This window comes from Chromatocurvus halotolerans, from assembly GCF_004340525.1.
GTDB lineage: Bacteria > Pseudomonadota > Gammaproteobacteria > Pseudomonadales > Halieaceae > Chromatocurvus > Chromatocurvus halotolerans.
Genome location: NZ_SLWX01000002.1, coordinates 289,421 through 314,837, shown reverse-complemented (window position 1 = coordinate 314,837; position 25,417 = coordinate 289,421). Strand labels below are relative to the sequence as shown.

The window sequence follows — 25,417 nt, the reverse complement described above, 5'->3', positions numbered from 1 at the left end:
CTCACGGGTCTTCGGGAGATTTTTTTATGCGGGAACACTGGGCAGGGATTATCAAGGCAGTCGGGGAAGATCTCTCCCGGCCCGGTCTCGCCGATACACCAGAGCGCGCAGCAAAGGCATTTGAGTTCCTGACTCATGGCTACCGGCAGTCGGTGGACGAAGTCGTCAATGGCGCGCTGTTTCCATCGGAGTCCAGCGAGATGGTTCTGGTGCAGGACATTGAGCTGTATTCCCTGTGCGAGCACCACCTGCTGCCGTTTATCGGAAAATGCCACGTCGCCTATATTCCCACGGGACAGGTTATTGGCCTGTCCAAAGTCGCGCGTATCGTCGACGTGTTTGCCCGCCGCCTGCAGATACAGGAATCACTGACAACACAGATTGCAGAGACCCTCATGTCGGTTACCAACGCCGCAGGCGTGGGCGTGATTATCGAGGCGCGACACATGTGCATGATGATGCGTGGCGTCGAAAAGCAGAATTCGGTCATGAAGACCTCGTCCATGCTGGGCAACTTCCGCCACGATCAGAAAACCCGTGACGAGTTTCTGGCACTGCTGCAGATGAGGGTCTGACCGGGCTCCCGGTCAGTGAGTCACGGTTCGAGGATGACAATCTCCGTATGCAGATACTGCCGCTTGGACGTTCGCGCAGCGGCATACACGGCAACCCGATAGCCTGACTCACCCTCGGCCCCCAGCGCATACACGCTGTAATGCTGCGACGCTTCCGTGCCGTAAAGAATGCGCTGGCCAAACACCATGTTGGCCCACTGCACACTGGCACCACAGGCGCGACCGCTGCAGGCAAACAGCGCGCGGGCATCATCCCGCGCCTCAATGCCAGCAACGGCTTCGTCGAACATATCGGCAGAACTCTCTCCATCCGTAATCCGCCAGGTTGACGACACCAGCCTGCCATTGACTCGCTCGACTTTTTCTGGGCTCCAGTCTCCGCGCACCTTCTTGATACGCCCAAGACCGATCAGGTGGGCACGAACCGGCTCATCAACCTGATTGACCCGCTCCGCATAGGGGGATGTATCGATCCATTCAAACAGGGTCAGGGGATCTTCCTGGGAATGCGCCACGCCTGCTCCTGCCATCAACGACAACCCGGTCGCGAGGCAAACCATCGCATGTTTAACGCTACCAAACGGCACTATGAACTCCTGTTACACCCGGTATCCGGCGGTGTTAGTTTGACGCAAACGGGCGCCTGTTCAAACCTGATAGTCCGGTGGCGCCGACCACCACAGCAGCGTGGCACACCCGGGTGCAACCAGCGGTGTCGATAGCACTGCGTAGGCACCGGGTGCGAGTGCCGGCACCTCCCCCCGGGTTCCCAGGCAGCGATCGATCAGCGCAGTGACCAGTGGCTGATGGGACACCAGCACGATATGCGCTTGCATACCCGCATGATCAACCAGCGCATCATCGACGCCGGCAGCGTCGCTGTCGGGGATCAGCGCCTCCAGCCTGTCGGAGGCAACGCCCGGCAACGCGCGGCAAAGGCCTTCCGCTGTCTGCGTGGTTCGCAGCCAGCGGCTGAACAGCACCAGCGAGGGAAGCGGCAGACCGGCACGCTGCAGTCCGGCAACAAATGCCGGGCCGCCACGCTCTATATCCAGCGTCCCCTGTTCCGTCAGGGTGCGCGATTGGTCTGGCGATCCTGGGCCGGCCTCACCATGACGCCATATCGTGAGCAGCAAGCGCCTATCCCGCCGCGGACATTTTCAGCAGCAGCTTGTTGAGGCGCTCGACATAGGCCGCAGGATCCTTCAACTGCCCGCCCTCGGCGAGCAGCGCCTGTTCGAACACAACGTGCGCCAGATCGGCAAAGCGCTCTTCGTCCTGCTCCCGATCCAGCAGGCTGATCAGCGGATGTCCCGGATTGATTTCCAGCGTCGGCTTGCTCTCGGGTACCGGCTGGCCTGCGGCTTCCATGATGCGTCGCATCTGGGCGCCCATATCGAACTCGCCGACCACAAGGCAGGCAGGAGAATCTGTCAGGCGCGCCGTCGCCCTCACATCAGCAACCTCGTCCGAAAGCGATTGCTTCATTCGCTCCACCAGCGCCTGACTTTCCTCCTGCAGCTTCTCACGCTCTGCCTTTTCTTCCTCAGAGGCGTCTTCCATATCCAGTTCGCCGCGCGCCACATCCTGGAACTTCTTGCCCTCGAACTCCTGCAGATGGCTCATCAGCCAGTCGTCCACACGGTCTGACAGCAGAAGCACCTCGATACCACGCTTGCGGAATACCTCCAGATGGGGGCTGCGCCGTGCCGTGTTGAAGTTCTCGGCCACCACATAGTAGATCTTGTCCTGCCCTTCCTGAAGACGGCCCAAATAGTCATCGAGCGACTGATCCTGCGTTTCACTGTCCATGTGCGTTGTGGCAAAACGCAGAAGCCGGGCAATCTTCTCCTTGTTGGCAAAATCCTCAGCCGGGCCTTCCTTCAGCACCTGACCAAACTCCCGCCAGAACGTGGCGTACTTGTCCGCGTCAGATTTCGCGAGCTTCGCCAGCATATCCAGGGCACGTTTGGTCAGGGCGCTGCGCATGCTGTCCACGGAGGGATGCTGCTGCAGGATTTCCCGCGACACGTTAAGCGGCAGATCATTGGAATCCACCACGCCGCGAATGAAACGCAGGTACAGCGGCAGGAACTGCTCCGCCTCATCCATGATGAAGGTTCGCTGAACGTAAAGCTTCAGGCCCTTTGACGCATCACGGTTCCAGAGATCAAACGGCGCCCGGCCCGGCACATACAGCAGACTGGTGTACTCCAGCTTGCCCTCGACACGATTGTGACTCCAGGTCAGCGGCTCATCGAAGTCGTGTGACACGTGCTGATAAAACGCCTTGTATTCGTCGTCGCTGATGTCCGAGCGGCTGCGGGTCCACAGGGCCGTGGCCTCGTTCACCGTCTCCCAGGTCGGGGCTTCCGGCTTCGCTTCGTCATCGGACTCGTCGTGCTCACCCGGCGCTTCCTGCTTGAGCATCAGAACCGGCACCGAGATATGATCCGAATACTTCTTGATAACGCTGCGTACGCGCCAGTCGTCCGCAAATTCGGTGCAGTCAGACTTGAGGAACAGGCGAATGCTGGTTCCGCGCTCGTCCCGAGGCAGTTCGCCAATGGAAAACTCCGATTCCCCCTGAGACTCCCACAGAACGCCGGCTTCCTTCGGCTCGCCGGCTTTGCGGGTGTGCACTTCCACGCGCTCTGCCACGATGAACGCTGAATAGAATCCCACGCCAAACTGTCCGATCAGCTGTGAATCCTTTTTCTGGTCGCCGGTCAGCGATGCCAGAAACGCGGCGGTGCCGGATTTTGCAATGGTACCGAGATTATCGATCACTTCTTCCCGGTTCATACCGATACCGTTATCGGTGATCGTGACAGTCGCGGCTTCCTTGTCCACCTCTACGCGTATCTGGTAGTCGCTCTGTCCCTCGAGGATCTTGTCGTCTGCAAGCGCGGCAAAGCGCAGCTTGTCGATTGCATCAGAGGCGTTGGAGATAAGCTCCCGCAGAAAGATCTCCCGGTTGCTGTACAGGGAGTGAATCATCAGGTGCAGGAGTTGCTTGGCTTCTGTCTGAAACCCCAGGGTTTCCTTTTTCACGTCCGCGGTCATGTTGTCCTCGCTGTCTGTGGTACGAATACGCCATTACAGCACCCAGAGGTGGGGACTCAGCAGGGACATTTCAAGGGCCGCGCGCCACGCGGCCGGTAGCGACCAGGATCCAAAGGTCGGTCGCCGCCTGATACTGCGCGCCGTAACCGTCGGCAGACACAAAAAAGCCCCGACCGCAGGGACGGGGCTCTGTGGCCGTGCGCGCCGACCCTGCGGCCCGCGCGGCATCACCAGCCGGTGATGTCCGCCAGCCCCGCGCCGATATCCGCCAGGGAACGTACGGTTTTCACGCCGGCGTCCTCCAGGGCCGCAAACTTTTCATCGGCCGTGCCCTTTCCGCCGGAGATAATGGCTCCCGCATGGCCCATCCGCTTGCCCTTGGGGGCGGTGACACCGGCAATATACGACACCACCGGTTTGCTGACGTTTGCCTTGATGTAGGCCGCCGCCTCCTCCTCCGCTGTGCCGCCGATTTCACCGATCATGACAATCGCCTCGGTGCCGGGGTCCTGCTCGAACATCGCCAGGATATCAATGAAGCTGGATCCCGGGATCGGATCGCCACCAATGCCGACGCAGGTTGACTGACCAAAGCCGGCGTCCGTGGTCTGCTTTACCGCCTCATAGGTGAGGGTGCCGGAACGCGATACGATGCCAACCTTGCCGGGCAGATGGATATGTCCCGGCATGATGCCGATCTTGCACTCACCTGGCGTGATAACGCCGGGACAATTCGGGCCGATCAGGCGAACACCCAGTTCATCGCACTTGACCTTGGCCTCCAGCATGTCGAGCGTCGGGATGCCTTCGGTGATGCACACCACGAGGCGAATGCCCGAATTGGCAGCTTCAAGAATGGAATCCTTGCAGAAGGGCGCGGGCACATAGATCACCGAGGCCTCGGCGCCGGTCGACTCAACGGCCTCTGCCACCGTGTTGAAGACCGGCAGGCCCAGGTGCTCCTGGCCGCCCTTGCCTGGCGTGACGCCACCGACCATCTTTGTGCCGTACTCGATAGCCTGCTCGGAATGGAAGGTGCCCTGGGAGCCGGTAAAGCCCTGGCAGATGACGCGGGTTTCCTTGTCAATCAGAATACTCATCAGGCGTTTCCTCCGGCGGCCTTGACCGCCTGCTGGGCGGCATCTGTCAGGCTTGTTGCTGCGATAATGTTGAGTCCACTGTCGGCCAGGACCTTGCGGCCGAGCTCGGCGTTGTTGCCCTCGAGGCGGACCACCACGGGCACTTCAACCCCAATTTCCTGAACGGCACCGATCACGCCCTCGGCGATAAGATCACAGCGCACGATCCCGCCAAAAATGTTGATAAGCACCGCCTTGACGTTGCTGTCAGAGAGAATGATCTTGAACGCCTCGGAGACGCGCTCCTTGGTTGCACCACCGCCGACGTCGAGGAAGTTTGCCGGTGCGCCACCGTGCAGCTTGACGATATCCATGGTGCCCATCGCCAGACCGGCACCATTGACCATGCAGCCGATGTTGCCATCCAGCGCCACATAGTTGAGCTCCCATTGCGCGGCGTGCGCTTCGCGTGAGTCCTCCTGGCTGGGATCGTGCATGTCGCGCAGGGCGTTCTGGCGATACAGTGCATTGCCGTCAACGCCGATTTTGGCGTCCAGGCAGTGCAGATTGCCCTGATCGGTAATTACCAGCGGGTTGATTTCTATGAGCGCCAGGTCTTTTTCCTTGAACAGCCGGGCCAGACCCAGAAAGATCTTCACGAACTGCTTGATCTGCTCGCCGGAGAGCCCCAGCTTGAACGCCATCTCGCGGCCCTGGTAAGGCTGCGCACCCACGAGAGGGTCAATCGCCACGCGCAGGATCTTTTCGGGTGTTTCCTCAGCCACCTTTTCAATTTCGACGCCACCTTCGGTGGACGCCATGAACACAATGCGTCGCGAGGAACGATCGACAACCGCACCGAGATACAGCTCTTCCGCGATGTCGGTGCAGGTCTCCACCAGAATTTTCGACACCGGCTGGCCGCCCTCGTCGGTCTGGTAGGTCACCAGATTCCGGCCCAGCCAATGCGACGCAAAGTCGGCAATTTCCTGCTTGCTCTTGACCAGCTTGACGCCGCCCGCCTTGCCCCGACCGCCGGCGTGAACCTGGGCCTTGACCACCCACATGTCACCGCCGATCAGATCGGCTGCTTCCTCGGCCTCCCGGGGGGAATCCACCGCGTAGCCCTGGGATACCGGAAGGCCGTACTCGGCAAATAACTGCTTACCCTGATACTCATGAAGATTCATGTTGGTTTCCGTTCATGTATTGTAGGAAATGTCGCCAGTCCCGGGCGTGGATTTGTTCTTGTTTTCAGCACGCTACCGGGAGGCATTTACTTGCGCTTGCGGTTCGCCACGTGAATGGCGTGACCGTCTACTGCGAGTGCGGCTTCATGCACCGCCTCACTCAGCGTCGGATGCCCGAACACCATCAGCGCCAGATCCTCCGCACTGGAGCCGAACTCCATCGCAATCACGACCTGCTGCACAAGATCTGCAGCGGATGGCCCAACGACATGACAACCCAGAATCCGATCTGTCTCTGCATCGGCGATGATCTTGACCATGCCCTCGCTGTCGTCCGCCGCCAGTGCCCGACCGCTGGCAGCAAACGGAAATACACCCACCTTGTAGTCAACGCCGTCTGTCTTGAGCTCCTGCTCTGTCCTGCCTACCGCGGCAATTTCCGGATGTGTGTAGATAATGGAGGGAATGCAGTCATAATTGACCTGGACTTTCTTGCCGGCTATCCGCTCGGCAACCATCACACCCTCTTCCGAGCCCTTATGGGCCAGCATCGGTCCACGCACCACGTCGCCGACCGCATAGACATGCGGCGCCTCGGTCGCGCAGAAGTCATTGACGTAAATAAAGCCACGCTCGTCCAGCGTCACGCCGCTGTCGCTGGCGAGCAGCTCCTCGCTGCGCGGTCGGCGGCCCACGGAAACGATCAGCTTGTCGAACACTTCGGTCTGCGTCCCGTCGGCTGACTCATACGTGACCTCGACCTTGTCATTCTTGATCTCGGTAGCCGTGACCCGGGATCCGAGCCGGATATCCAGGTCCTGCTTCTTGAAGATCTTGGCGGATTCCTTGCTGATCTGCGCATCCATCATGGGCAGAAAGGTATCCAGCGCCTCGAGCAGAATGACTTCGGAACCCAGACGGCCCCAGACGCTACCCAGCTCCAGCCCGATAACGCCGGCACCGATCACGCCCAGACGGCCGGGAACCTCGGTGAATTCGAGGGCGCCGGTGGAATCGACGATGTACTTGTCATCCACCGGGGCCGGCGGGATTTTCACAGGCTCGGAACCGGCTGCGATAATCACATCCGTGGCGTCGACCACTTTCACTTTGCCCTTGCTGTCGGTGACTTCCACCTTGGCGCCGGCGAGAACCTTGCCCCGCCCTTCGATAACCGTAACGCCATTGTGTTTGAACAGCCCGGCAATACCGCCTGTCAGCTGCTCAACGATGGTCTGCTTGCGCTTCTGCATCGCCGCCACATCAATGGTCGGTGATTTTATGCCGATACCGTGGGTCGACAGGCGATCACGCGCATCGGCAAATTTCTGGCTGCTGTCGAGCAGGGCCTTGGAAGGGATACACCCGGTATTCAGGCAGGTGCCACCCAGAATCGACTTGTTCTTGTCGCCGGTCCACAGTTCGACCACCGCGGTCTTAAGCCCCAGCTGTGCTGCGCGTATCGCGCCGACGTAGCCCGCGGGGCCCGCGCCAATCACTACGACATCGTATTTCTCTGACATGATGAATTCCTGTGCCTGCGTTTAAAGTTGGAGCAGTATGCGCGCCGGATCCTCAATAAGGTCCTTCACCGCCACGAGGAACTGCACTGCCGTCTTGCCATCGATCAGCCGATGGTCGTAGGAGAGCGCGAGATACATCATCGGCTGAATCACGACCTGGCCGTCAACCGCCATGGGGCGCTCCTGTATCTTGTGCATGCCAAGAATTCCGGTCTGCGGCGGATTCAGGATGGGGGTGGACAGGAGCGAACCAAACACGCCGCCATTGGTGACGGTAAAGGTTCCCCCGGTCATGTCATCAATGCTCAGCTTGTTGTCCCGAGCGCGCTTGCCGAGATCGGAAACCGCGGCCTCAATGTCCGCGAGGCTCATGAAGTCGGCGTCGCGCAGCACCGGCACCACCAGCCCGCCGGGCGTGGACACGGCGACCCCGATATCCTGGTAGCCGTGATACACCACGTCATTGCCGTCGATAGAGGCGTTCACCTCGGGAAAACGCTTCAGCGCCTCGCAGGCGGCCTTGACGAAAAAGCCCATAAAGCCCAGCCGCGTGCCGTTGTGGGTCTTCTCAAACTGCTCTTTGTAGCGGTTGCGCAGCGCCATGACCGGCGCCATGTTGACCTCGTTGAACGTGGTCAGCATGGCAGTCTGCTGGCTCGCTTCAAGCAGGCGTTCGGCGATGCGCGCCCGCATGCGCGTCATGGGAACCCGCTTCTCCACACGCTCTGCGCTATGGCCGGAGGGGAGATCCATTTCCGCCGGCACAGATGCCGCCTTTGCCGGTGCTGCAGAAGCCGCGGACGTTTCTGCGTCGCGCATGTGTGCGACCACATCTTCCTTGGTAATGCGCCCACCCTTGCCGGAACCGGCAATTTTTTTCGGGTCGAGCTGATGCTCGTCAACCAGCTGTCGCGCGGCGGGGCCCATTGCCTGGGACGCAGAGGCCGGCTCCCCGGCTGACTCGCTTGCCGCGGCGGCCTGCTGTGGCTTCCCGGCCCCGCTGCTGTCACTGCCGCTGTCTGTATCCGGTTTTTTGGATGCTGCACCCGCTTTCAGCGTGCCGAGAAGGGCTCCGCTGTCGATCGTGGTGCCCTCCGGCGCATCAATGCTTACGAGCACACCGTCCTCGGGCGCAACAACCTCCATGACGACCTTGTCGGTTTCGATTTCCACCAGCAGTTCATCGCGGCTGACCGCATCGCCTTCCTGTTTGTGCCAAGTGGCCACCTCACCGTCTGCGACAGATTCAGGAAAAGCGGGTGCCTTGATTTCGATTGCCATTTCGGTTCCTTAAAAATACCGGGATCACGCCACTGACGCTGGTAGCGTGAGGGCTTCGTTGATGAATCGCTCCTGCTGCTCGAGATGCAGCGCCATGTAGCCCGCCGCAGGCGCGGCCGAGGCATCGCGTCCGACATAGCCCAGATAGACGCGCTTCAGGTGTGCGTACATGGCTCGGCGCATATGGTGCTGACTCGAATACCAGGCGCCCTGGTTCATCGGCTCTTCCTGGCACCACACGGCATCCTGAAGGTTTGGGTACTGTTTCAGCACCTCCAGCAGCTCCGACTCCGGGAAGGGATAGAGCTGCTCGAGACGAATGATGGCGATGTCCTCGATACCGCGCTCACGCCGCTGGGCGCGCAGATCGTAGAACACCTTGCCGGCACACATGACAATGCGCTTTACCGCCGACTTGTCGAGATCGTCAGTCTCATCGAGGACGTTGTAGTAGCGGCCACCCGCCAGGTCCTCCAGCGTCGATACCGCTTCCTTGTGTCGCAGCAGGCTCTTCGGTGACATGACAACCAGCGGCTTGCGCAGCGGCCGGATCGTCTGGCGGCGCAGCATGTGGTAAACCTGCGCCGGGGTGGTGGGCACGCACACCTGTATGTTGTGCTCGGCACAAAGCTGCATGAAGCGTTCCAGCCGGGCCGAGGAGTGCTCCGGCCCCTGGCCCTCGTAGCCATGCGGCAGGAGCATAGTAAGGCCGCACAGTCTGCTCCACTTGTGCTCGCCCGAGGTAATGAACTGGTCAATCACCACCTGGGCGCCATTGGCGAAGTCGCCAAACTGCGCCTCCCAGATGACGAGGCCAGTCGGAGCTGTTGTTGCATAGCCGTATTCGAAGGCGACCACCGCCTCTTCAGAAAGCAGGGAATCGTAGATATCAAACTTGCCCTGGGATTCGCTGATATGCTGGAGCGGTATGTAGGTACCCTCCTCCTTCTGGTTGTGCAGCACCGCGTGGCGGTGGGAGAAGGTACCGCGGCCCACGTCCTGACCCGTCAGTCGCACGGGGTAACCGGCCTCAAGCAGAGTCGCGTAGGCAAGCGTCTCCGCGAAACCCCAGTTGAGCGGCATCGCGCCCGCCGCCATCTTGCGGCGGTCCTCGAGAATTTTCCCCACCTGGCGCTGCAGCGGGAAGCTCTCCGGCGCCTGGTTGGTCCGCTGGGCGAGGGCTTGCAGATGTTGCAGGTCAATACCGGTGTCGCACTCCAGCGTCCAGGGATGGCCAAGATACGGGGTCCAGTCGACGAACAGCTCCTTGTTCGGTTCCGTGACCAGCGAACTGACCAGCGGCTCACCGCGGTCGAGCGATTCGCGGTAGCCCTCGACCAGAGAGGCGTCTTCTTCTGCCGTAACCACACCCGCCGCAATCAGATGCTCGGCGTACAGATCCCGGGTGCTCTTGTGCTTGCGGATCGCTTCGTACATGAGCGGCTGCGTGACCGAGGGCTCATCCGCTTCATTATGACCGCGGCGGCGGTAACAGATAAGGTCGATCACCACATCGCGCTTGAACTCGTTGCGAAAGTCGATTGCCAGCTGGGTGACGAACAGCACGGCTTCAGGGTCGTCTGCGTTGACATGGAATATCGGCGACTGGACCATTTTCGCGACGTCGGTACAGTACTCCGTGGAACGCGCATCCTCGCGTTTGTGTGTGGTAAAGCCCACCTGGTTATTGAGAACGATATGGACCGTGCCGCCGGTCTTGTAGGCGCGGGTCTGGGACATCTGGAAGGTCTCCATGACCACGCCCTGACCGGCGAACGCCGCATCGCCATGCACCACGATCGGCACGACAGAATCCCCGAGCGGATCCTGGCGACGATCCTGCCTGGCGCGGACCGAACCTTCCACCACCGGCGCGACAATCTCCAGGTGGGACGGGTTGAACGCCAGCGCCAGGTGCACCTCGCCGCCGGGCGTCATGACGTTGGAGGAAAAGCCCTGGTGATACTTGACGTCGCCGGAGCTCTCATAGCGCGCGCGCCCCTCGAACTCGGCAAACAGCTCGAGTGGCTTCTTGCCGAAAATATTGACCAGGACATTGAGACGACCGCGGTGGGCGAGACCGATAACGATTTCCTTCGCACCGTAGGATCCGATGCGCTGCACCATTTCAGCCATCATCGGAATCAGGCTTTCACCACCCTCCAGACCGAAGCGCTTGGTGCCGGGATACTTGGACGCCAATGACTTCTCCAGACCCTCTGCCTTGATCAGCCGGCGCAGGAGCTGCCGCTGAACATCGGGGCCGTAGGCAGGTGCCGAGCGCACGGACTCCATGCGGGTCATGATCCAGTGGCGCTGTCCGGTGTCCACGATGTGCATGAATTCGGCACCCACCGTGTGGCAGTAGGTGCGCTCCAGTGCATTGACGATTTCGCCAAGCGTGGCATCCTCGCTGCCGATATGCAGACTGCCGACCTGGAAGACCGTGTCGAGATCCGCTTCGGAGAGTGAGTGAAAGCCCAGCTCCAGATCTGCCACATGCTCACGTGCGGCGAGACCCAGGGGATCGAGCTTTGCCTTCTGATGTCCGCGCTGGCGATAGGCCGAGATAAGCTGGACCACGCGCACCTGTTTGCGCTCGTGCTCCGTGGCCTGCGAGTCATGGGCCACGGTTGCCTCTGTTCGCACACGCATCTTGCTGATGCGAGCAAAGCGGTCACGCACGGCGGAATGGGGGATATCATTAAGCTGCGATACGCTCGACTCCACAAGCGGCAGCTTGTCAAAATAATCGCGCCACTGCTCGGGCACCGCGTTGGGGTCTTTCAGATAGGCTTCGTAGAGGTCTTCAACGTAGGCAGCATTACCGCCGGCGATGTGGGACGAACGCCAGAGGCGCTCCATTGTGCTCTGCTGCATCCTGACCTTCCGATGAGTCGATTGTGCCGGGTTTGCAGCGCGCGGGGGCGCACGCTGCCGCGCACATATTATGCCAGCAACTTGCGGTCGTTAGAAGGGAAAGCGCGCCTTCAGGCGGCGCGCGATAACAGCATGTTGCGTATGTGACCGATGGCCCGCGTAGGATTCAGCCCCTTCGGGCACACATTGACGCAATTCTGGATGCCGTGGCAGCGGAAAACACTGAACGGATCATCCAGCCGGGACAGCCGCTCCTCGGTGGCCGTATCCCGACTGTCGGCGAGGAAGCGGTAGGACTGCAACAGCCCTGCCGGGCCGATGAAGCGATCCGGATTCCACCAGAACGATGGACAGCTGCTTGAACAGCAGGCGCACAGAATACACTCGTACAGACCGTCCAGCTTTTCCCGATCCTCCGGGGACTGCAGTCGCTCAATCGCCGGTGCAGGCGTATTGTTCTGCAGATAAGGCTGTACTTTCTCGTACTGGGCATAGAACAGGCTCATGTCGACAACCAGGTCTCGGACCACGGGCAGCCCCGGCAGCGGCCGAATGACAAGTTTGTTGTCCCGAACAGTTTCCGACAGTGGCGTGATGCAGCCGAGGCCGTTCTTGCCGTTGATATTCAGGCCATCAGAACCGCACACGCCCTCGCGACAGGAGCGCCGATAGGTCACCGTGCTGTCCTGCTGCGCCTTGATCTGTTCAAGAACATCGAGAACCATGACATCCTTGCCACCGGTGTCGACCTGGAAATCCTGCATGCGCGGCTCTGCATCAGTCTCCGGGTTGTAGCGATAGATACTGACTTGCAACATGGATCTGCCTCTTAGTAAGTCCGAGCCTTGGGCTCAAAAGTAGCGACTGTTTTCGGCGTGAAATTGACATCGCGCTTGCCAACGCGCTTGTCGCCCGGGTAATACATGGAGTGGCACAACCAGTTGACGTCGTCGCGCTCCTTGAAGTCATCCCGGGCGTGAGCGCCACGGCTTTCATTGCGCGCCTCTGCGGCAATCGCGGTTGCCTCGGCCACCTCAAACAGGTTCTGCAGTTCCAGGCACTCGATTCTGGCGGTGTTGAACGCCTGCGACTTGTCCTCAAGATGGACATTGGCGATGCGTCCACGCAGGTCATCAAGCTTGCGCACACCCTCCTGCATGAATTCACCCGTGCGGAACACGCCGAAATAATTCTGCATGGTGTTCTGAAGCTCCTTGCGCAGGTCTGAGACCTTTTCACCGCCGCTGGACGCGTTCAGGCGCGCCAGCATCTGGTTCGCCTGGTCGATATCATCGGCGGAGGCATCGCGCATCTCGATCCCCTCGCGCAGGGCATTCTCGATGAACAGCCCGGAAGCGCGGCCAAAGACCACGAGGTCGAGCAGCGAGTTGCCGCCGAGGCGGTTGGCACCGTGAACCGACACACAGGCCACCTCCCCGCAGGCGTAGAGACCCGGGATGATATGGTCATTGCCGTCGGCATCCACCGTGATGGCCTGGCCATTCACGTTGGTCGGGATACCCCCCATCATGTAGTGGCAGGTAGGTACCACCGGAATGGGCTCTTTCACCGGATCCGCATGCGCGAAGGTGCGCGACAGCTCACAGATACCCGGGAGTCGGCTTTCCAGCACCTCCTCTCCCAGATGATCGAGCTTCAGGAACACGTGGTCGCCTTCCGGACCGCAGCCGCGCCCCTCAAGGATTTCGAGAACCATGGAACGTGCCACCACGTCTCGACCCGCAAGGTCCTTGGCGTTGGGCGCATAACGTTCCATAAAGCGCTCGCCATCCTTGTTGATCAGATAGCCACCCTCGCCGCGGCAGCCCTCGGTCACCAGCGTGCCGGCCCCATAAATACCGGTCGGGTGGAACTGCCACATTTCCATGTCCTGGACAGGGAAGCCGGCGCGCAGGGCCATGCCGATGCCGTCGCCGGTATTGATATGGGCGTTGGTCGTGGACGCGTATATCCGCCCTGCACCGCCGGTCGCAAATACGGTTGCCCGGGATTTGACGTACACCGTCTCACCAGTCTCAATGCAGATGGCCATTACACCGACAACAGCACCATCGCTGTTTTTCACCAGGTCTGTGGCAAACCACTCGTTAAAGAAGACCGTGTTGTTCTTCATATTGTTCTGGTAGAGCGTATGCAGCAGGGCATGCCCCGTGCGATCCGCTGCGGCACAGGTACGCGCCGCCTGGCCGCCCTCACCAAAATTCTTCGACTGGCCACCGAATGGCCGCTGATAAATGCGCCCTTCTTCGGTACGGGAGAACGGCAGCCCCATGTGCTCTAGCTCGAATATGGCTTCCGGGCCAACGCTGGTCATGTACTCGATTGCGTCCTGGTCGCCGATATAGTCGGAGCCCTTGACGGTGTCATACATGTGCCAGCGCCAGTCATCATTCGGATCGTCACTGGCGATGGCGCAGGTGATGCCGCCCTGTGCAGACACCGTGTGCGAGCGGGTGGGGAACACCTTTGTGATCACTGCCGTCTTGTAGCCGGACTGGGCGAGCTGGAGCGCGGCACGCATGCCAGCGCCGCCGCCGCCGACAATCACGCCGTCAAATGAAATGGTTCGTATCGTTGACATAAATCGAGTCCTAGTAACCCCAGAGAATCTGGACACCCCAGACGACGTAGACAAACAGCGCCAGTGTCGTAAGTAACTGGGCTAGAATGCGCAGCACGTTACCCTTGCTGCCAAGCATGCGCTCTGTGAGGTAGTCAGTAAGAACCGACCACATTCCAATCCACGCATGCGCTCCCAGCGACAGCAGCGCCATCAGGCTGAAGACACGCATCCAGGTCGCCTCAAACAGGCCTTTCCATTCCGTGTATGACACGCCTGCGAGCAATACCCAGGCAACGAACAGGAAATAGGCCAGAAGGATAACGGCACTGACGCGCTGCACCAACCAGTCGGAAACTCCGGAACGGCCGAAACTCGTCACGACCTTCACCATAACCAGACCCCCAGAATCAGCGACAGGACAAACGTGGATGCGATCACCAGGCGGGCCCCAAGCACCCCCCCGGCCATGGATTCACCGATCCCGGCATCCATGATGAGGTGGCGCACACCGGCAATCGAGTGATAGAGCAGGCCGGTGGCGACCAGCCAGAGCACCAGCCTGACGGCGCCACCCGAGAGCACCTCCGCAAGACGGGCAAAACTCTCCGGTGATCGCAGGCTCCGGTCCAGTGCCCACAGCATCAGTACGCTGGCGACAAACAGGAACACGCCGGAAGCGCGGTGAGTGATTGAGGCCCATGCGGTAATCGGAAGACGCATGGAACCGATGTCAAGGTTGACGGGGCGGTTATCCTTCACAGCGAGAGTCCATTTTGACGGGTGAAAAGAGGCGGTCACGGCAATGTCTGCATGAACCGCTGAAAGCGCGCCGCATTATAGTCCCACGCCGCATTCATGACAATTCGCAGCATCGTTGCCCCGCGCAGGAAAATCCCGGCGAACGTGGCAAAGCCGGCTTAAAACGCCTGCGAAAACCCTTTCTTTTGCGGATCGGCGTCGAAATCCGCTGCGTCACAGCGCGTTGACAAAACGACGTTACTCTCTATAGTTGGGCACCCAACGCTGGAGACGATCAGGACCCCCCCTATGACCGACATGAAAGCCACCCTCAAAGTAGACGGCATCGACGAAGCGATCGATCTGCCGGTGTACTCGGGCACCGTGGGGCCGCAGGTCATCGATGTCGGTGCTCTCACGGCAAAGGGCCTGTTCACCTATGACCCCGGCTTTGTTTCCACCGCGGCCTGCGAGTCCCAGATCACGTATATCGATGGTGCCGCCGGCATGTTGCTGCATCGCGGTTATCCCATTGACCAGCTGGCGGAGAACTCCAACTACCTCGAAACCTGCTACCTGCTTTTATACGGCGAGCTGCCGTCACCCGAACAGCGCGAGAAATTTGTCAGCACCGTGCACAACCATACAATGGTGCACGAACAGATCCGCACCTTCTTCAACGGTTTCCGGCGCGACGCGCATCCCATGGCCATCATGTGCGGCGTAGTTGGCGCCCTGTCGGCGTTCTATCACGATTCGCTCGATATCTCGGATGAGCATCACCGACAGGTAGCGGCGTTCCGCCTGATTGCAAAAATGCCCACCCTTGCCGCCATGAGCTACAAGTTCTCTATCGGCCAGCCCTTCATGTATCCGGACAACAGCCTTGCCTACGCGGAGAACTTTCTGCACATGATGTTCGGCACCCCCTGTGCGCCGAGCAACATATCCCCTGTACTGGCCAAGGCCATGGACCGTATCTTCCTGCTGCATGCCGATCACGAGCAGAACGCATCCACCTCCACCGTCCGGCTGGCGGGATCCTCCGGCGCCAACCCCTTTGCCTGCATCGCTGCCGGCATCGCGGCACTCTGGGGTCCCTCACACGGAGGCGCCAACGAGGCAGTCCTCGATATGCTCGAGGAAATCGGTGATGTTTCGCGAATTGACGAATTCGTGGCCCGCGCCAAGGACAAGAATGATCCGTTCAGGCTCATGGGCTTTGGCCACCGGGTCTACAAGAATTTCGACCCCCGGGCCAAGGTGATGAAAGAGGCAGCCGACGAGGTCCTGGCGGAACTGGGAATCGAGAACGATCCCCTGCTGGCTATCGCCAAACGGCTGGAGCAGATTGCACTCGAGGACGACTATTTCATCGACAAGAAGCTGTATCCGAACGTCGACTTCTACTCCGGGATTATCCTCAAGGCCATCGGCATCCCCACCAGCATGTTCACAGTGATCTTCGCAGTGGGTCGCACCGTGGGCTGGATCGCCCACTGGAATGAAATGATATCCGGGAGTTATCGCATCGGTCGACCGCGGCAGCTCTACACGGGTCACCCCAAGCGCGACTATGTTCCGCTGGAGCAGCGCTGACATCCTGATTCGAGGCGGCCTGGACAGCAGCGCATCATGAAAGATGTAGTCATTTCGGGGACCGGGTTGTACACCCCTGCCGAATCCATCTCCAACGCGGAGCTGGTGACAGCGTTCAACGCCTGGGCGGACCGCTTCAACGCGGAGAATGCCGATCAGATTGCCCGCGGGGAAATCACGCCGCAGGCGCACAGTTCGGTAGCCTTCATCGAGAAGGCATCGGGTATCAAGTCACGCTACGTCATCAACAAATCCGGGATACTCGACCCGGAGCGAATGACGCCGGACATCCCGGAGCGCGGCAATGACGAACCCTCCATTATGTGTGAGATGGCCGTCTCGGCTGCCCGTGATGCCATGGCGAGCGCGGGTATCGGACCCGACGACATCAATGGCGTGATTGTGGCCGCATCCAACATGCAGCGCCCCTATCCCGCCATTGCCGTCGAAGTGCAGGCGGCCCTGGGCATTGCCGGCCACGCTTTCGACATGAATGTGGCCTGCTCTTCGGCCACCTTCGGAATTCAGCAGGCCGCAGACAGCATCCGCAGCGGCAGCGCGGACTGCATCCTGATGGTCAACCCGGAGATATGCACCGGACATCTGAATTTCCGCGATCGCGATTCACACTTCATTTTTGGTGATGTGTGCACAGCCGTTGTTCTGCAGCGCGCAGACCACGCCCGATCGACCATGCAGTTCACGCTGCTGGACAGCCGGCTGCAAACCCTTTTCTCCAACAACATCCGCAACAACTTCGGCTTCCTGAACCGGGCCGACGAAAGCGGCATCGGCAACCGTGACAAACTGTTCGTGCAGGAAGGCCGCAAGGTGTTCAAGGAAGTCTGCCCCGCCGTGGTGGCCCAGATCAGCGAGCAGCTCGAACGATTGTCCATACCGACAGCCGCAGTGAAGCGCCTCTGGCTGCACCAGGCCAACCTGAACATGAATCAGCTGATCGCGCGACGGGTCCTGGGACACGATCCCGACGAGCAACAGGCTCCGGTCATACTTGACGAATACGCCAATACCAGCTCGGCAGGGTCGATCATCGCACTGCACAAGTACCATGCTGATTTTGAGCCCGGGGATACCGGCGTACTGTGCTCCTTCGGGGCCGGCTACAGTATTGGCAGCGTTATTCTGCAGCGGCGCTGAGCCCTACCGTACTTACCGCGTGGCCCACCAGGGACGCACTCGCGGGATGGCGAACAAGCCATCAGGACAATTCTTTCAGCACGCCAAGAAGCGTTGCGCACTCCTCTTCCGAGCCAATGCTGATACGCAGAAAGCGATCTATTCGTGGCCGGGAGAAATGTCTCACAAGGATGCCGCGCTCACGCAGCCGGCCGAACAGCGCGGCCGCATCACCCCCCGGCGGAGATACCAGGAGAAAGTTTGCGGCCGACGGCAGTACGTCGTAGCCGAGGTCTGACAGGGCAAGTGCCAGCTGCTCCCGCGACGCGATGACTCGGGCCCGACACTCCTGAAAATAGGCCTCATCCTGGTATGCGGCCACAGCGCCGCGCTGGGCGAAGACATCCAGGGGGTAGGAATTGAAGGAATTCTTGACCCGCAGCAGGGCCTCGACGAGCTCCGCCTGGGCGAAGGCAAAGCCGACGCGCAGTCCCGCCAGGGATCGTGCTTTGGACAGGGTCTGCACCACAACCAGGTTCGGGAAATCCCGAATCAGCGGGATGGCGGATTCCGCGCCGAAATCGACATAGGCTTCATCAACGACAACGACCGAGTCGGGGTGACCGAGCAGGACGCGACGGATTTCCGCCAGCGGCAGTGGGCAGCCCGTCGGGGCATTCGGGTTCGGGAAGATGATTCCACCGTTGTCCCGCGGAATCGCACCGACATCGATACGGAAATCCTCTGTCAACGGCAGAGTCTCGTAGTCGATGTCGTAAAGCGCGCACCATACGGGATAGAAGCTGTAGGTGATATCGGGAAACACCAGGGGTCGCTGCTGCTTCAGCAAGCCCTGAAAAATGTGCGCCAGAACCTCGTCAGAGCCATTGCCGGGAAACACCTGGGAAGGTTCAATTCGGTGATAGTCCGCGACAGCACACCGCAAGGCATCGGACTCGGGATTCGGATAGCGCCGCAGTTCGTCACCACCAACCTCCTGTATTGCCCGCATGACCCGGGGCGACGGCGGATAAGGGCACTCATTGGTGTTCAACTTGATCAGGGTTTCGCGCGGCTGCTCGCCCGGCACGTAGGGCACAAGCCTGCGCGCAGTGTCACTCCAGAAGCGGCTCATTCCGTGTCCCGATCCTCCGGGTTGCGGTTGCCCTGAATGTGGGCTCTCAACTCGGTGGGCTCCATGTGACGCACATCCAGACCCCGGGCCAGATAGATCACCTGCTCTGCCACATTGCTGGCGTGATCACCAACGCGCTCGAGGGCACGCAGTGCCCACATCTCATTCAGCACCGGACCGATGTTGTGCGGATCCTCCATCATGAAAGTCACAAGGCTGCGCATCGCCGAGGCATACTCGGAATCCACGGTATCGTCATCCACCACAACGTCCACGGCGGTGATTTCATCCTGCCGGGCAAAGGAATCCAGCGCGCTGCGAAGCATGAGCCCCACGTGGCGTCCGATCTGACGGACCTCCGCAGAGCCACTGCGCGACTGCGCCTGCTCGGAGAGCGTGATGGCCTGCCGTGCAATCTTGGTCGCCTCGTCACCGATACGCTCCAGATCCGTGGTGACCTTGGCCACTGCGATCACCAGCCTGAGGTCACTTGCCGCGGGCTGGCGCCTGGCGAGAATGTGCGAGCACTCCTCGTCTATCTTGACCTGCATGATGTTGACTTCTTCGTCGCCCGCGATCACATCGGCTGCCTGCCCGCTGTCGCGCGCCAGGAGCGCCTCTACGGCAAGGGCGACCTGGGACTCTACGCGTCCACCCATCTCCAGCAGATGATTCTTGACCGCCTCGAGCTCAGCATTGAACTGGCCCGAGATGTGTTGTTTGAACGAGTCTCTCTGCACCGCGCCTTTTCCCCCGGTCGTCTCCGACCTGTGACCACCTTTTTCTGATAAATCCACCAAGCCATCGATCAGTCTATACCCTTTCCGGAATTTACCCAATGCACGGCACCGGGATTCAGCGGAATTATCGCGTCCGCCTCTCAAAACGCCGAAAACGACAGAGAGAAGGTACTGCCCTTGCCCGGTTGGCTCTGGATATCCAGGGCAGCGCCATGTGACGCCGCGACGTGCTTGACGATGGCAAGACCGAGCCCGGTTCCGCCTGTCTGCGACGAACGGCTTTCATCCACCCGGTAGAAACGCTCGGTGAGCCTGGGAATGTGGGCCTCCTGGATGCCGACGCCACGATCACTCACCGAAAGTGTCACGCTATCGCCATCGTTTGCCCAGCGCACCGTAACGACGGTGTCGTCCGGACTGTACTTTATCGCGTTCAACACCAGATTGGAGACCGCGCTGTGCAGTTCCTGATAATCACCGTAGACGGCATCCCGGCACGCGATTTCCAGCGCAACGCTGCGCTGCGGGTGGGATTGCGACAATTCCTCCTGCAGTTCTTCCAGCAGGGACACCATATCGACCTTGACTGTCTTTTTCTGGCTGCGCTCACTCTCGATCCGGGACAGCCACAGCAGATCGTGCAGCAGACTTTCCATGCGCCGTATCTGCAGATCCATCTGCAGCAGGGGCCGGTGGAAACGCTCGTCGATGCGATCGCGATTGTCGAGCATTGTGTCCAGATACCCCTTGAACACGGTCAGCGGTGTCCGGAGCTCATGCGACACGTTGCCGACGAAATCCCGGCGCATCTGCTCGGTCTCCTGCAATCGCGTGATATCCCGGACGAACAGGAGGAAATCACCGTCGGCGAAGGGCGTGATCTCCATCTGCAGGTGCCTGACTCTGCCGCCTTTCATCCGCACCTGCAGTGGCTCGTGGAAGTCCCGGGCGAGGAAGTAATCGTGAAATTCCGGGAGCCTGACGAGGTTGAGAATGAGCTGGCCACGATCCCGCGGGTATTCAAGCTGCAGCAGCCGGTGCGCCGCGGTGTTGCTCCATTCAATGGCACCGCGGTGGGTGAGAATCACGACGCCATCGCGCATCGAGGCAAAGGACTCCTGCAGGTAATCCACTGTCGACTGCAGTCGCAGCCTGGCCTCGCGGTTCTCCCTCTGCAGGCGATAAATCGTTGAATAGATCACGCCCCACAGCCCGGAGCTTTCCGGCGGCAGCTGATCCGGGTGTTCGAGCCAGCGGCGCATTCGCCAGATCTGCAGCAGCCAGAACAGGCTGACGAGGCCGAAGCCTACGGCCAGAGACGCCAGCGGGAACCCCAGCACCCAGCCGACAAGCACGGAGCCCAGCAACAGCAGCAGCAGCTTGCGAAGTTCACTGCGCCAGCTACGATCGAGATTCACCCGGTGGGAGCCCCCCTCGACGAAAAGCGATAGCCGGTGCCGCGAACCGTCTGTATGAGCCCGCTGTAGTCCATATCGCTCGTCTGCAGCGCCTTTCGCAGGCGTCTGATATGCACGTCTACCGTGCGCTCTTCGACATACACATTGGCACCCCAGACCTGGTCCAGAAGCTGGTTTCTTGTGTAGGCCCGCTCCGGGTGCGACATGAAAAACTGCAGCAGATTGAATTCCGTGGGGCCCATGTCCAGCGGTGCCTCGTCGAGATAGACACGACGGCTCTTGCCGTCGAGAACCAGCAGTGACACCTGCATGCGATCCGTATTCTCGGCACTCGACGAGCGCCGCAGCAGCGCCCGGATACGCGCGATGAGTTCGCGCGGCGCAAACGGCTTGGTGATGTAATCGTCGGCCCCCACGTCGAGGCCCTGAATCACGTTATCCTCCGCGGTTTTTGCAGTCAGCATGATGACCGGCAGTTCCCGGGTTGCCTCTTCCCGCTTGAGCCGGCGCAGCAGCTCCAGACCGCTGCCGCCGGGCAGCATCCAGTCGAGCAGGATGATGTCGGGGCGCTGGTCCACAACAATCGCATGGGCATCGAGGATATTGTCCGCTTCGAGGCACTTGAAATCGACAATTTCCAGCGCCATTCGCAGCATGTCGCGAATAGCAAACTCATCGTCAACCACCAAAACCGTTCGTTCAGTCATGCGCAATTCGTCCGACAGCCCCAAAGTGGCAGATGTTGCAGACAGTTTGTGACAATAGCATGACATTACCGCGAAACGGCAGGGATTATCCGCTAAAACCAGCCGAACAGGCCGCGCCGCCTGCGCAGTGAAGACTCGCAGGACGCCAGCTGGCCACGATACATCGCTGCGCGATCGGCGACTTTCCTCGCGACGGACTGCAGCCAGCTCTTGTTGCGGTAGGTACCGCGATTGTAGCCACCGTGTCCTTCGTGATACGCCAGATAGAGGCGATAGGCATCCGTTTTCGGAATTCTGCTGCGCACAAACGACTGATGATTATACCAGCCAACGAAATCCACGGCGTCGTCAAAGTGAGCGCGATTCGCGCGGTACCTGCCCGCACTGCGTTTGTAGGCTTCCCAGGTAGACCCCAGAGCCTGACTGTAGCCATAGGAATCGGAGGGACGCGGGCCGGGGATGACCCAGAGGATTTTCCGGCGCGGCGGCTTCGCGCGGGCAACGAAGCGGGATTCCTGGTGCATGAAGGCCATGGAGATGGCGATATCGCCACCCCAGGTCTTTTGCGCGTCACGCGCGTCGGCATACCAGCCTTTCTTCTCACGAAATATGGCACAGACATTGTCGAGATCACGCGGCGGGGCCGTGGTACAGCCAGTGACGCTGAGCGTGAGGAGAAACAGGACACACCTTACGGGGGCGGCAGTCAGCAAGCCACCCCCTCATCGCGCAGCCGGGACAGCAGGGCAGACTCATCAATCACCATCACCCCGAGCGTCTCGGCACGTGCCAACTTGCTGCCTGCCCCCGGACCGGCCACCAGCACCGAGGTCTTCGCCGACACGCTGCCCGAGACACGGGCGCCCAGCGACTGCAAAGCAGCGGTGGCCTCATCGCGGGTCAGGCGTTCCAGCTTGCCGGTGACAACCCATGTCTGCCCCGAGAGAGGGCCCGCCTCAGCCGCGTCCGCACGGCTGACTGCCGCGTGTTCAGGCCAGTGCACACCCGCCTGTCGAAGCTGCGAAACCACCATCATGGCGGACGGCGAATCAAAAAACTGCCGCAGGTGATCTGCCACCACAGGACCAACGTCGTCCACCTCCCTAAGGCGCTCCTCGTCGGCCGCTGACAGGTCCTGCCAGTTACCAAAATGGCTTGCCAGACTTCTCGCGGTGGCCTCGCCCACCTCACGCACACCCAGAGCAAACAGAAACCGCGCCAGCGTGGTGGCCTTGCTGGCCTCGAGAGCAGCGAGCAGATTGTCAGCGCTCTTTTCCCCCATGCGGTCCAGCGCGAGCAGCTGTTCCCGGCGCAGGCCATACAGGTCGGCGACGGTATTCAGCAGGCCGGCATCGACCAGCTGATCGACGAGGCGCTCACCCAGACCGTCAATATCCATGGCCCGCCGCGAGGCGAAATGTCGGATTGCGGCCTTGCGCTGTGCCGGGCACACCAGCCCGCCAAGGCAACGCAAAATCGCGCCACCCTCCTCTCGCTCCACCGGAGACTCACAGGCAGGACAGGCATCCGGCAGAACCACTTCAACACCGGCACCCTCAGGCGCCTTCTCGCGCACCGATACCACCTGGGGTATCACATCCCCCGCGCGACGGACGATGACAATATCGCCTATCTGCACATTGAGGCGAGTGATTTCATTGAAGTTGTGAAGTGTGGCGTTGCTCACGGTCACCCCGCCGACAAAGACAGGCGCCAGCCGCGCAACCGGCGTGATAGCGCCGGTACGGCCCACCTGGAATTCCACGTCCAGCAGGCGCGTGATCGCTTCCTGGGCAGGAAACTTGCGGGCAATGGCCCAGCGCGGCGCCCGGGAAACAAAGCCCAGTGTGTCACGAAGTGCCAGATCGTTGACCTTGTAGACAATGCCGTCAATGTCGTAGGGCAGGCCATCGCGGCGCGCCGCAAGTTCGCGATAATAGGCCAGACAGCCCTCGATGCCCCTGACGGTGGCAGACTCCGTACTGACGCGAAGACCCCAGTCGGCCAGCCTGCGCATGATTTTTTCGTGGGTATCGGGCAGCGCGCCATTGTCCACATGCCCGACGCCATAACAGCACATCTGCAGCGGTCGGGTTGCCGTTACTCTCGGGTCGAGCTGTCGCAGGCTGCCCGCCGCGGCGTTGCGCGGATTGACAAAGGGCTTGTCCCCGCGCGCCCGGGCCAATGCGTTGAGCGACTCGAAGCTGCTGTGCAGCATGTAGATCTCCCCCCTCACCTCGAGTCTTCCCGGGTATCCGTCCCCGCGCAGACGCAGGGGAACGGAGCGTACGGTACGCACGTTCAGCGTGATGTCTTCACCGGTGCTGCCATCGCCACGGGTTGCCGCACGAACGAGGCTGCCATTCTCATACAGCACGCTGACCGCGACGCCATCCAGCTTGGGTTCACAGACATACTCGATGTCGGGGTCGTCTGCCCCGAGTCGTTCGATCACCCGGGCGTGAAAGCGCGCGAGCTCCTCGTCATCGAAGGCGTTTTCCAGCGACAGCATGGGCATGTCATGGCGCACTTCGGCAAACGCGGTAAGCGGCGCGCCCCCGACGCGCTGGGTGGGGGAATCGGGACGCTGCAGTTCCGGGTGGTCGGCTTCCAGCTCCTGCAGTTCCCGCAGGGCCCCATCGTATTCAGCGTCGGTGACGGTTGGCTGATCGAGAACGTAATACTCGTGGTTCCATTGCTCCAGCCGTTGGCGAAGGGCCTCTGCCCGCGCCGGGGCCTCGGTAGCGCGACTCACTGCGGAATCAGCGGCCGCGCGCCAGCATCCGCCTTTCAAGTTCGCGGATCTGCTGACGGCTGTGTTCCAGGGTCTGGGGGGTGACCACACTGCGGCTTTCGTCCAGCACGCTGCCACCGAGATTGCGCGCCACGGCCTGCGCCGTTTCCAGCATGTAGTCGAAAGCCTTCATCATGTCTTCCGGGCCCGGCAGCGTGACGAAGAACAGTAGCCCCTGCGTATTGAGCTCGGCCATGCGATCGATATCAAATACCCCGGGCTGCATCATGTTCGCCACGCTGAACTGTATCGGGCCGCGGCCCGCCGCCTGCTCGTGCCGATGGAAGAAGTCCATGTCGCCAAAGCGCAGGTCACAGGCGAGGAGAATGTGCATGATGTCCTCACCCCTGAAGCCGGCGGGGTTATTGGCGACAACGTGCAGCATGAACACCTCGGGATCGGGATCCCTCGGCAGGCGACCTTCATCATCGGGCTCGTCATCTGCCGACTCCGGAGGCAGGTCCTCAAGCCAGTCGAGGTTCGCCGGCTCCTGCCGGTCACCGCGCAGGCCGCTGACCAGACCATCGTCATGAGCCTGTTGTGCCGCCGGCTCCGGCTCAGGGCGCGACACTTTTGCGCTGACAGGGGGGACTTTCCTGGCGTCGGCCTCGCCCGCGGCGCTTCGCCGCCGAGAGGCGGGGCCCGCAGTGCTGCGCTCTTTCCCATCAGCTTCGCGGGGTTCCTCGACATCTGCCCGCGCCACCTCTTCGGAGTGCTCGCGTGCTGCCCGCATGAGATCCTCGCGTCGAACGACGCGGGCACCACCGTTGGGCAGTTCGCGCTGAACTGAGGGGTGCTCATTTGGCTCGCCATCGGGTTCGTCATCGGTGCGTGCAATCTTTACCCGGACCCGCTCGCTTCGCTCACTGCGGACGCGGCGCCAGGCATCCACAAGTACCGCGGCGATGAGCACAACGCCGATGATGACCATCCAGTCCCGAATTGTTAGATCCATCATTCCGCGTCCGGTT

22 protein-coding genes are annotated in these 25,417 nt (G+C 60.8%); 3 read left to right on the top strand and 19 right to left on the bottom strand.

Features of this window, described 5'->3' with window-relative positions; genetic code table 11:
- The first annotated feature begins 26 nt into the window (after positions 1-26).
- Positions 27-575: a GTP cyclohydrolase I FolE gene (folE, locus tag EV688_RS03585; RefSeq protein WP_117314687.1), complete on the top strand. Its 549-nt coding sequence runs from the start codon at positions 27-29 to the stop codon at positions 573-575.
- A gap of 20 nt (positions 576-595) precedes the next feature.
- On the opposite strand, the gene EV688_RS03580 is transcribed toward folE, so the two are convergent.
- From EV688_RS03580 to sdhC, 12 genes are all read right to left on the bottom strand, one after another.
- Positions 596-1,090 (bottom strand): DUF4892 domain-containing protein, encoded by a 495-nt coding sequence (locus EV688_RS03580; RefSeq protein WP_240624203.1) that lies wholly within the window; start codon positions 1,088-1,090, stop codon positions 596-598.
- Between the two features lie 132 nt (positions 1,091-1,222).
- Positions 1,223-1,711 carry a SixA phosphatase family protein gene (locus tag EV688_RS03575; RefSeq protein ID WP_117314685.1) on the bottom strand — a complete coding sequence of 163 codons (489 nt, stop codon included), beginning with the start codon at positions 1,709-1,711 and terminating at the stop codon, positions 1,223-1,225.
- 4 nt (positions 1,712-1,715) lie between these two features.
- The gene (gene htpG, locus EV688_RS03570) at positions 1,716-3,641 is read right to left on the bottom strand and encodes a molecular chaperone HtpG (protein WP_117314684.1); all 1,926 of its coding nucleotides are present in this window, start codon (positions 3,639-3,641) and stop codon (positions 1,716-1,718) included.
- 227 nt (positions 3,642-3,868) lie between these two features.
- Positions 3,869-4,741: a succinate--CoA ligase subunit alpha gene (gene sucD, locus EV688_RS03565; protein ID WP_117314683.1), complete on the bottom strand. Its 873-nt coding sequence runs from the start codon at positions 4,739-4,741 to the stop codon at positions 3,869-3,871.
- Positions 4,741-5,910, bottom strand: a complete 1,170-nt coding sequence (gene sucC / locus EV688_RS03560; RefSeq protein ID WP_117314682.1) for an ADP-forming succinate--CoA ligase subunit beta — start codon at positions 5,908-5,910, stop codon at positions 4,741-4,743. The genes sucD and sucC overlap by 1 nt, the downstream gene beginning before the upstream one ends.
- Positions 5,911-5,996: 86 nt before the next feature.
- Positions 5,997-7,433, bottom strand: a complete 1,437-nt coding sequence (lpdA, locus tag EV688_RS03555) for a dihydrolipoyl dehydrogenase (protein ID WP_117314681.1) — start codon at positions 7,431-7,433, stop codon at positions 5,997-5,999.
- Positions 7,434-7,454: 21 nt separating this feature from the next.
- Complete coding sequence (gene odhB / locus EV688_RS03550; protein ID WP_117314680.1) at positions 7,455-8,714, bottom strand: 2-oxoglutarate dehydrogenase complex dihydrolipoyllysine-residue succinyltransferase; 1,260 nt, start codon at positions 8,712-8,714, stop codon at positions 7,455-7,457.
- Positions 8,715-8,738: 24 nt separating this feature from the next.
- The gene (locus EV688_RS03545) at positions 8,739-11,594 is read right to left on the bottom strand and encodes a 2-oxoglutarate dehydrogenase E1 component (protein WP_205686457.1); all 2,856 of its coding nucleotides are present in this window, start codon (positions 11,592-11,594) and stop codon (positions 8,739-8,741) included.
- 110 nt (positions 11,595-11,704) lie between these two features.
- Positions 11,705-12,412, bottom strand: coding sequence for a succinate dehydrogenase iron-sulfur subunit (locus EV688_RS03540; protein ID WP_117314679.1), 708 nt, complete (start codon positions 12,410-12,412; stop codon positions 11,705-11,707).
- Between the two features lie 11 nt (positions 12,413-12,423).
- The gene (gene sdhA / locus EV688_RS03535) at positions 12,424-14,196 is read right to left on the bottom strand and encodes a succinate dehydrogenase flavoprotein subunit (RefSeq protein ID WP_117314678.1); all 1,773 of its coding nucleotides are present in this window, start codon (positions 14,194-14,196) and stop codon (positions 12,424-12,426) included.
- Between the two features lie 10 nt (positions 14,197-14,206).
- Positions 14,207-14,557, bottom strand: coding sequence for a succinate dehydrogenase, hydrophobic membrane anchor protein (sdhD, locus tag EV688_RS03530; RefSeq protein ID WP_338065915.1), 351 nt, complete (start codon positions 14,555-14,557; stop codon positions 14,207-14,209).
- Positions 14,558-14,562: 5 nt separating this feature from the next.
- Positions 14,563-14,937, bottom strand: coding sequence for a succinate dehydrogenase, cytochrome b556 subunit (sdhC, locus tag EV688_RS03525; RefSeq protein WP_117314676.1), 375 nt, complete (start codon positions 14,935-14,937; stop codon positions 14,563-14,565).
- Between the two features lie 288 nt (positions 14,938-15,225).
- Here sdhC and gltA point away from each other — a divergent pair, with 288 nt between their 5' ends.
- Positions 15,226-16,515 (top strand): citrate synthase, encoded by a 1,290-nt coding sequence (gene gltA, locus EV688_RS03520; RefSeq protein ID WP_117314675.1) that lies wholly within the window; start codon positions 15,226-15,228, stop codon positions 16,513-16,515.
- A gap of 36 nt (positions 16,516-16,551) precedes the next feature.
- Complete coding sequence (locus EV688_RS03515; RefSeq protein WP_117314674.1) at positions 16,552-17,673, top strand: beta-ketoacyl-ACP synthase III; 1,122 nt, start codon at positions 16,552-16,554, stop codon at positions 17,671-17,673.
- Positions 17,674-17,734: 61 nt separating this feature from the next.
- Here EV688_RS03515 and hisC read toward each other — a convergent pair whose 3' ends face one another.
- The 7 genes from hisC to zipA all read right to left on the bottom strand — a co-directional run bounded on the left by hisC (position 17,735) and on the right by zipA (position 25,404).
- Positions 17,735-18,787, bottom strand: coding sequence for a histidinol-phosphate transaminase (gene hisC / locus EV688_RS03510; protein ID WP_117314673.1), 1,053 nt, complete (start codon positions 18,785-18,787; stop codon positions 17,735-17,737).
- The gene (phoU, locus tag EV688_RS03505) at positions 18,784-19,527 is read right to left on the bottom strand and encodes a phosphate signaling complex protein PhoU (RefSeq protein ID WP_117314672.1); all 744 of its coding nucleotides are present in this window, start codon (positions 19,525-19,527) and stop codon (positions 18,784-18,786) included. Before phoU ends, hisC begins: the two co-directional genes overlap by 4 nt.
- 140 nt (positions 19,528-19,667) lie before the next feature.
- Positions 19,668-20,945 carry a phosphate regulon sensor histidine kinase PhoR gene (gene phoR / locus EV688_RS03500; RefSeq protein WP_117314671.1) on the bottom strand — a complete coding sequence of 426 codons (1,278 nt, stop codon included), beginning with the start codon at positions 20,943-20,945 and terminating at the stop codon, positions 19,668-19,670.
- Positions 20,942-21,652, bottom strand: coding sequence for a phosphate regulon transcriptional regulator PhoB (phoB, locus tag EV688_RS03495; RefSeq protein WP_117314670.1), 711 nt, complete (start codon positions 21,650-21,652; stop codon positions 20,942-20,944). Before phoB ends, phoR begins: the two co-directional genes overlap by 4 nt.
- 92 nt (positions 21,653-21,744) lie before the next feature.
- Positions 21,745-22,365 carry a transglycosylase SLT domain-containing protein gene (locus EV688_RS03490; protein ID WP_117314669.1) on the bottom strand — a complete coding sequence of 207 codons (621 nt, stop codon included), beginning with the start codon at positions 22,363-22,365 and terminating at the stop codon, positions 21,745-21,747.
- Entirely contained in the window at positions 22,359-24,407 is a 2,049-nt protein-coding gene (ligA, locus tag EV688_RS03485) for an NAD-dependent DNA ligase LigA (RefSeq protein WP_117314790.1), read from the bottom strand. Before ligA ends, EV688_RS03490 begins: the two co-directional genes overlap by 7 nt.
- 7 nt (positions 24,408-24,414) lie before the next feature.
- The gene (zipA, locus tag EV688_RS03480; protein WP_240624202.1) at positions 24,415-25,404 is read right to left on the bottom strand and encodes a cell division protein ZipA; all 990 of its coding nucleotides are present in this window, start codon (positions 25,402-25,404) and stop codon (positions 24,415-24,417) included.
- Positions 25,405-25,417 lie beyond the last annotated feature (13 nt).

What these genes read in the sequence shown, in the direction of transcription:
- folE (WP_117314687.1), top strand. Translation starts at nt 27, where the DNA reads ATGCGGGAACACTGGGCAGGGATTATCAAGGCAGTCGGGGAAGATCTC.
- htpG (WP_117314684.1), bottom strand. Translation starts at nt 3,641, where the DNA reads ATGACCGCGGACGTGAAAAAGGAAACCCTGGGGTTTCAGACAGAAGCC.
- sucD (WP_117314683.1), bottom strand. Translation starts at nt 4,741, where the DNA reads ATGAGTATTCTGATTGACAAGGAAACCCGCGTCATCTGCCAGGGCTTT.
- sucC (WP_117314682.1), bottom strand. Translation starts at nt 5,910, where the DNA reads ATGAATCTTCATGAGTATCAGGGTAAGCAGTTATTTGCCGAGTACGGC.
- lpdA (WP_117314681.1), bottom strand. Translation starts at nt 7,433, where the DNA reads ATGTCAGAGAAATACGATGTCGTAGTGATTGGCGCGGGCCCCGCGGGC.
- odhB (WP_117314680.1), bottom strand. Translation starts at nt 8,714, where the DNA reads ATGGCAATCGAAATCAAGGCACCCGCTTTTCCTGAATCTGTCGCAGAC.
- EV688_RS03545 (WP_205686457.1), bottom strand. Translation starts at nt 11,594, where the DNA reads ATGCAGCAGAGCACAATGGAGCGCCTCTGGCGTTCGTCCCACATCGCC.
- EV688_RS03540 (WP_117314679.1), bottom strand. Translation starts at nt 12,412, where the DNA reads ATGTTGCAAGTCAGTATCTATCGCTACAACCCGGAGACTGATGCAGAG.
- sdhA (WP_117314678.1), bottom strand. Translation starts at nt 14,196, where the DNA reads ATGTCAACGATACGAACCATTTCATTTGACGGCGTGATTGTCGGCGGC.
- gltA (WP_117314675.1), top strand. Translation starts at nt 15,226, where the DNA reads ATGACCGACATGAAAGCCACCCTCAAAGTAGACGGCATCGACGAAGCG.
- EV688_RS03515 (WP_117314674.1), top strand. Translation starts at nt 16,552, where the DNA reads ATGAAAGATGTAGTCATTTCGGGGACCGGGTTGTACACCCCTGCCGAA.
- hisC (WP_117314673.1), bottom strand. Translation starts at nt 18,787, where the DNA reads ATGAGCCGCTTCTGGAGTGACACTGCGCGCAGGCTTGTGCCCTACGTG.
- phoB (WP_117314670.1), bottom strand. Translation starts at nt 21,652, where the DNA reads ATGACTGAACGAACGGTTTTGGTGGTTGACGATGAGTTTGCTATTCGC.
- zipA (WP_240624202.1), bottom strand. Translation starts at nt 25,404, where the DNA reads ATGATGGATCTAACAATTCGGGACTGGATGGTCATCATCGGCGTTGTG.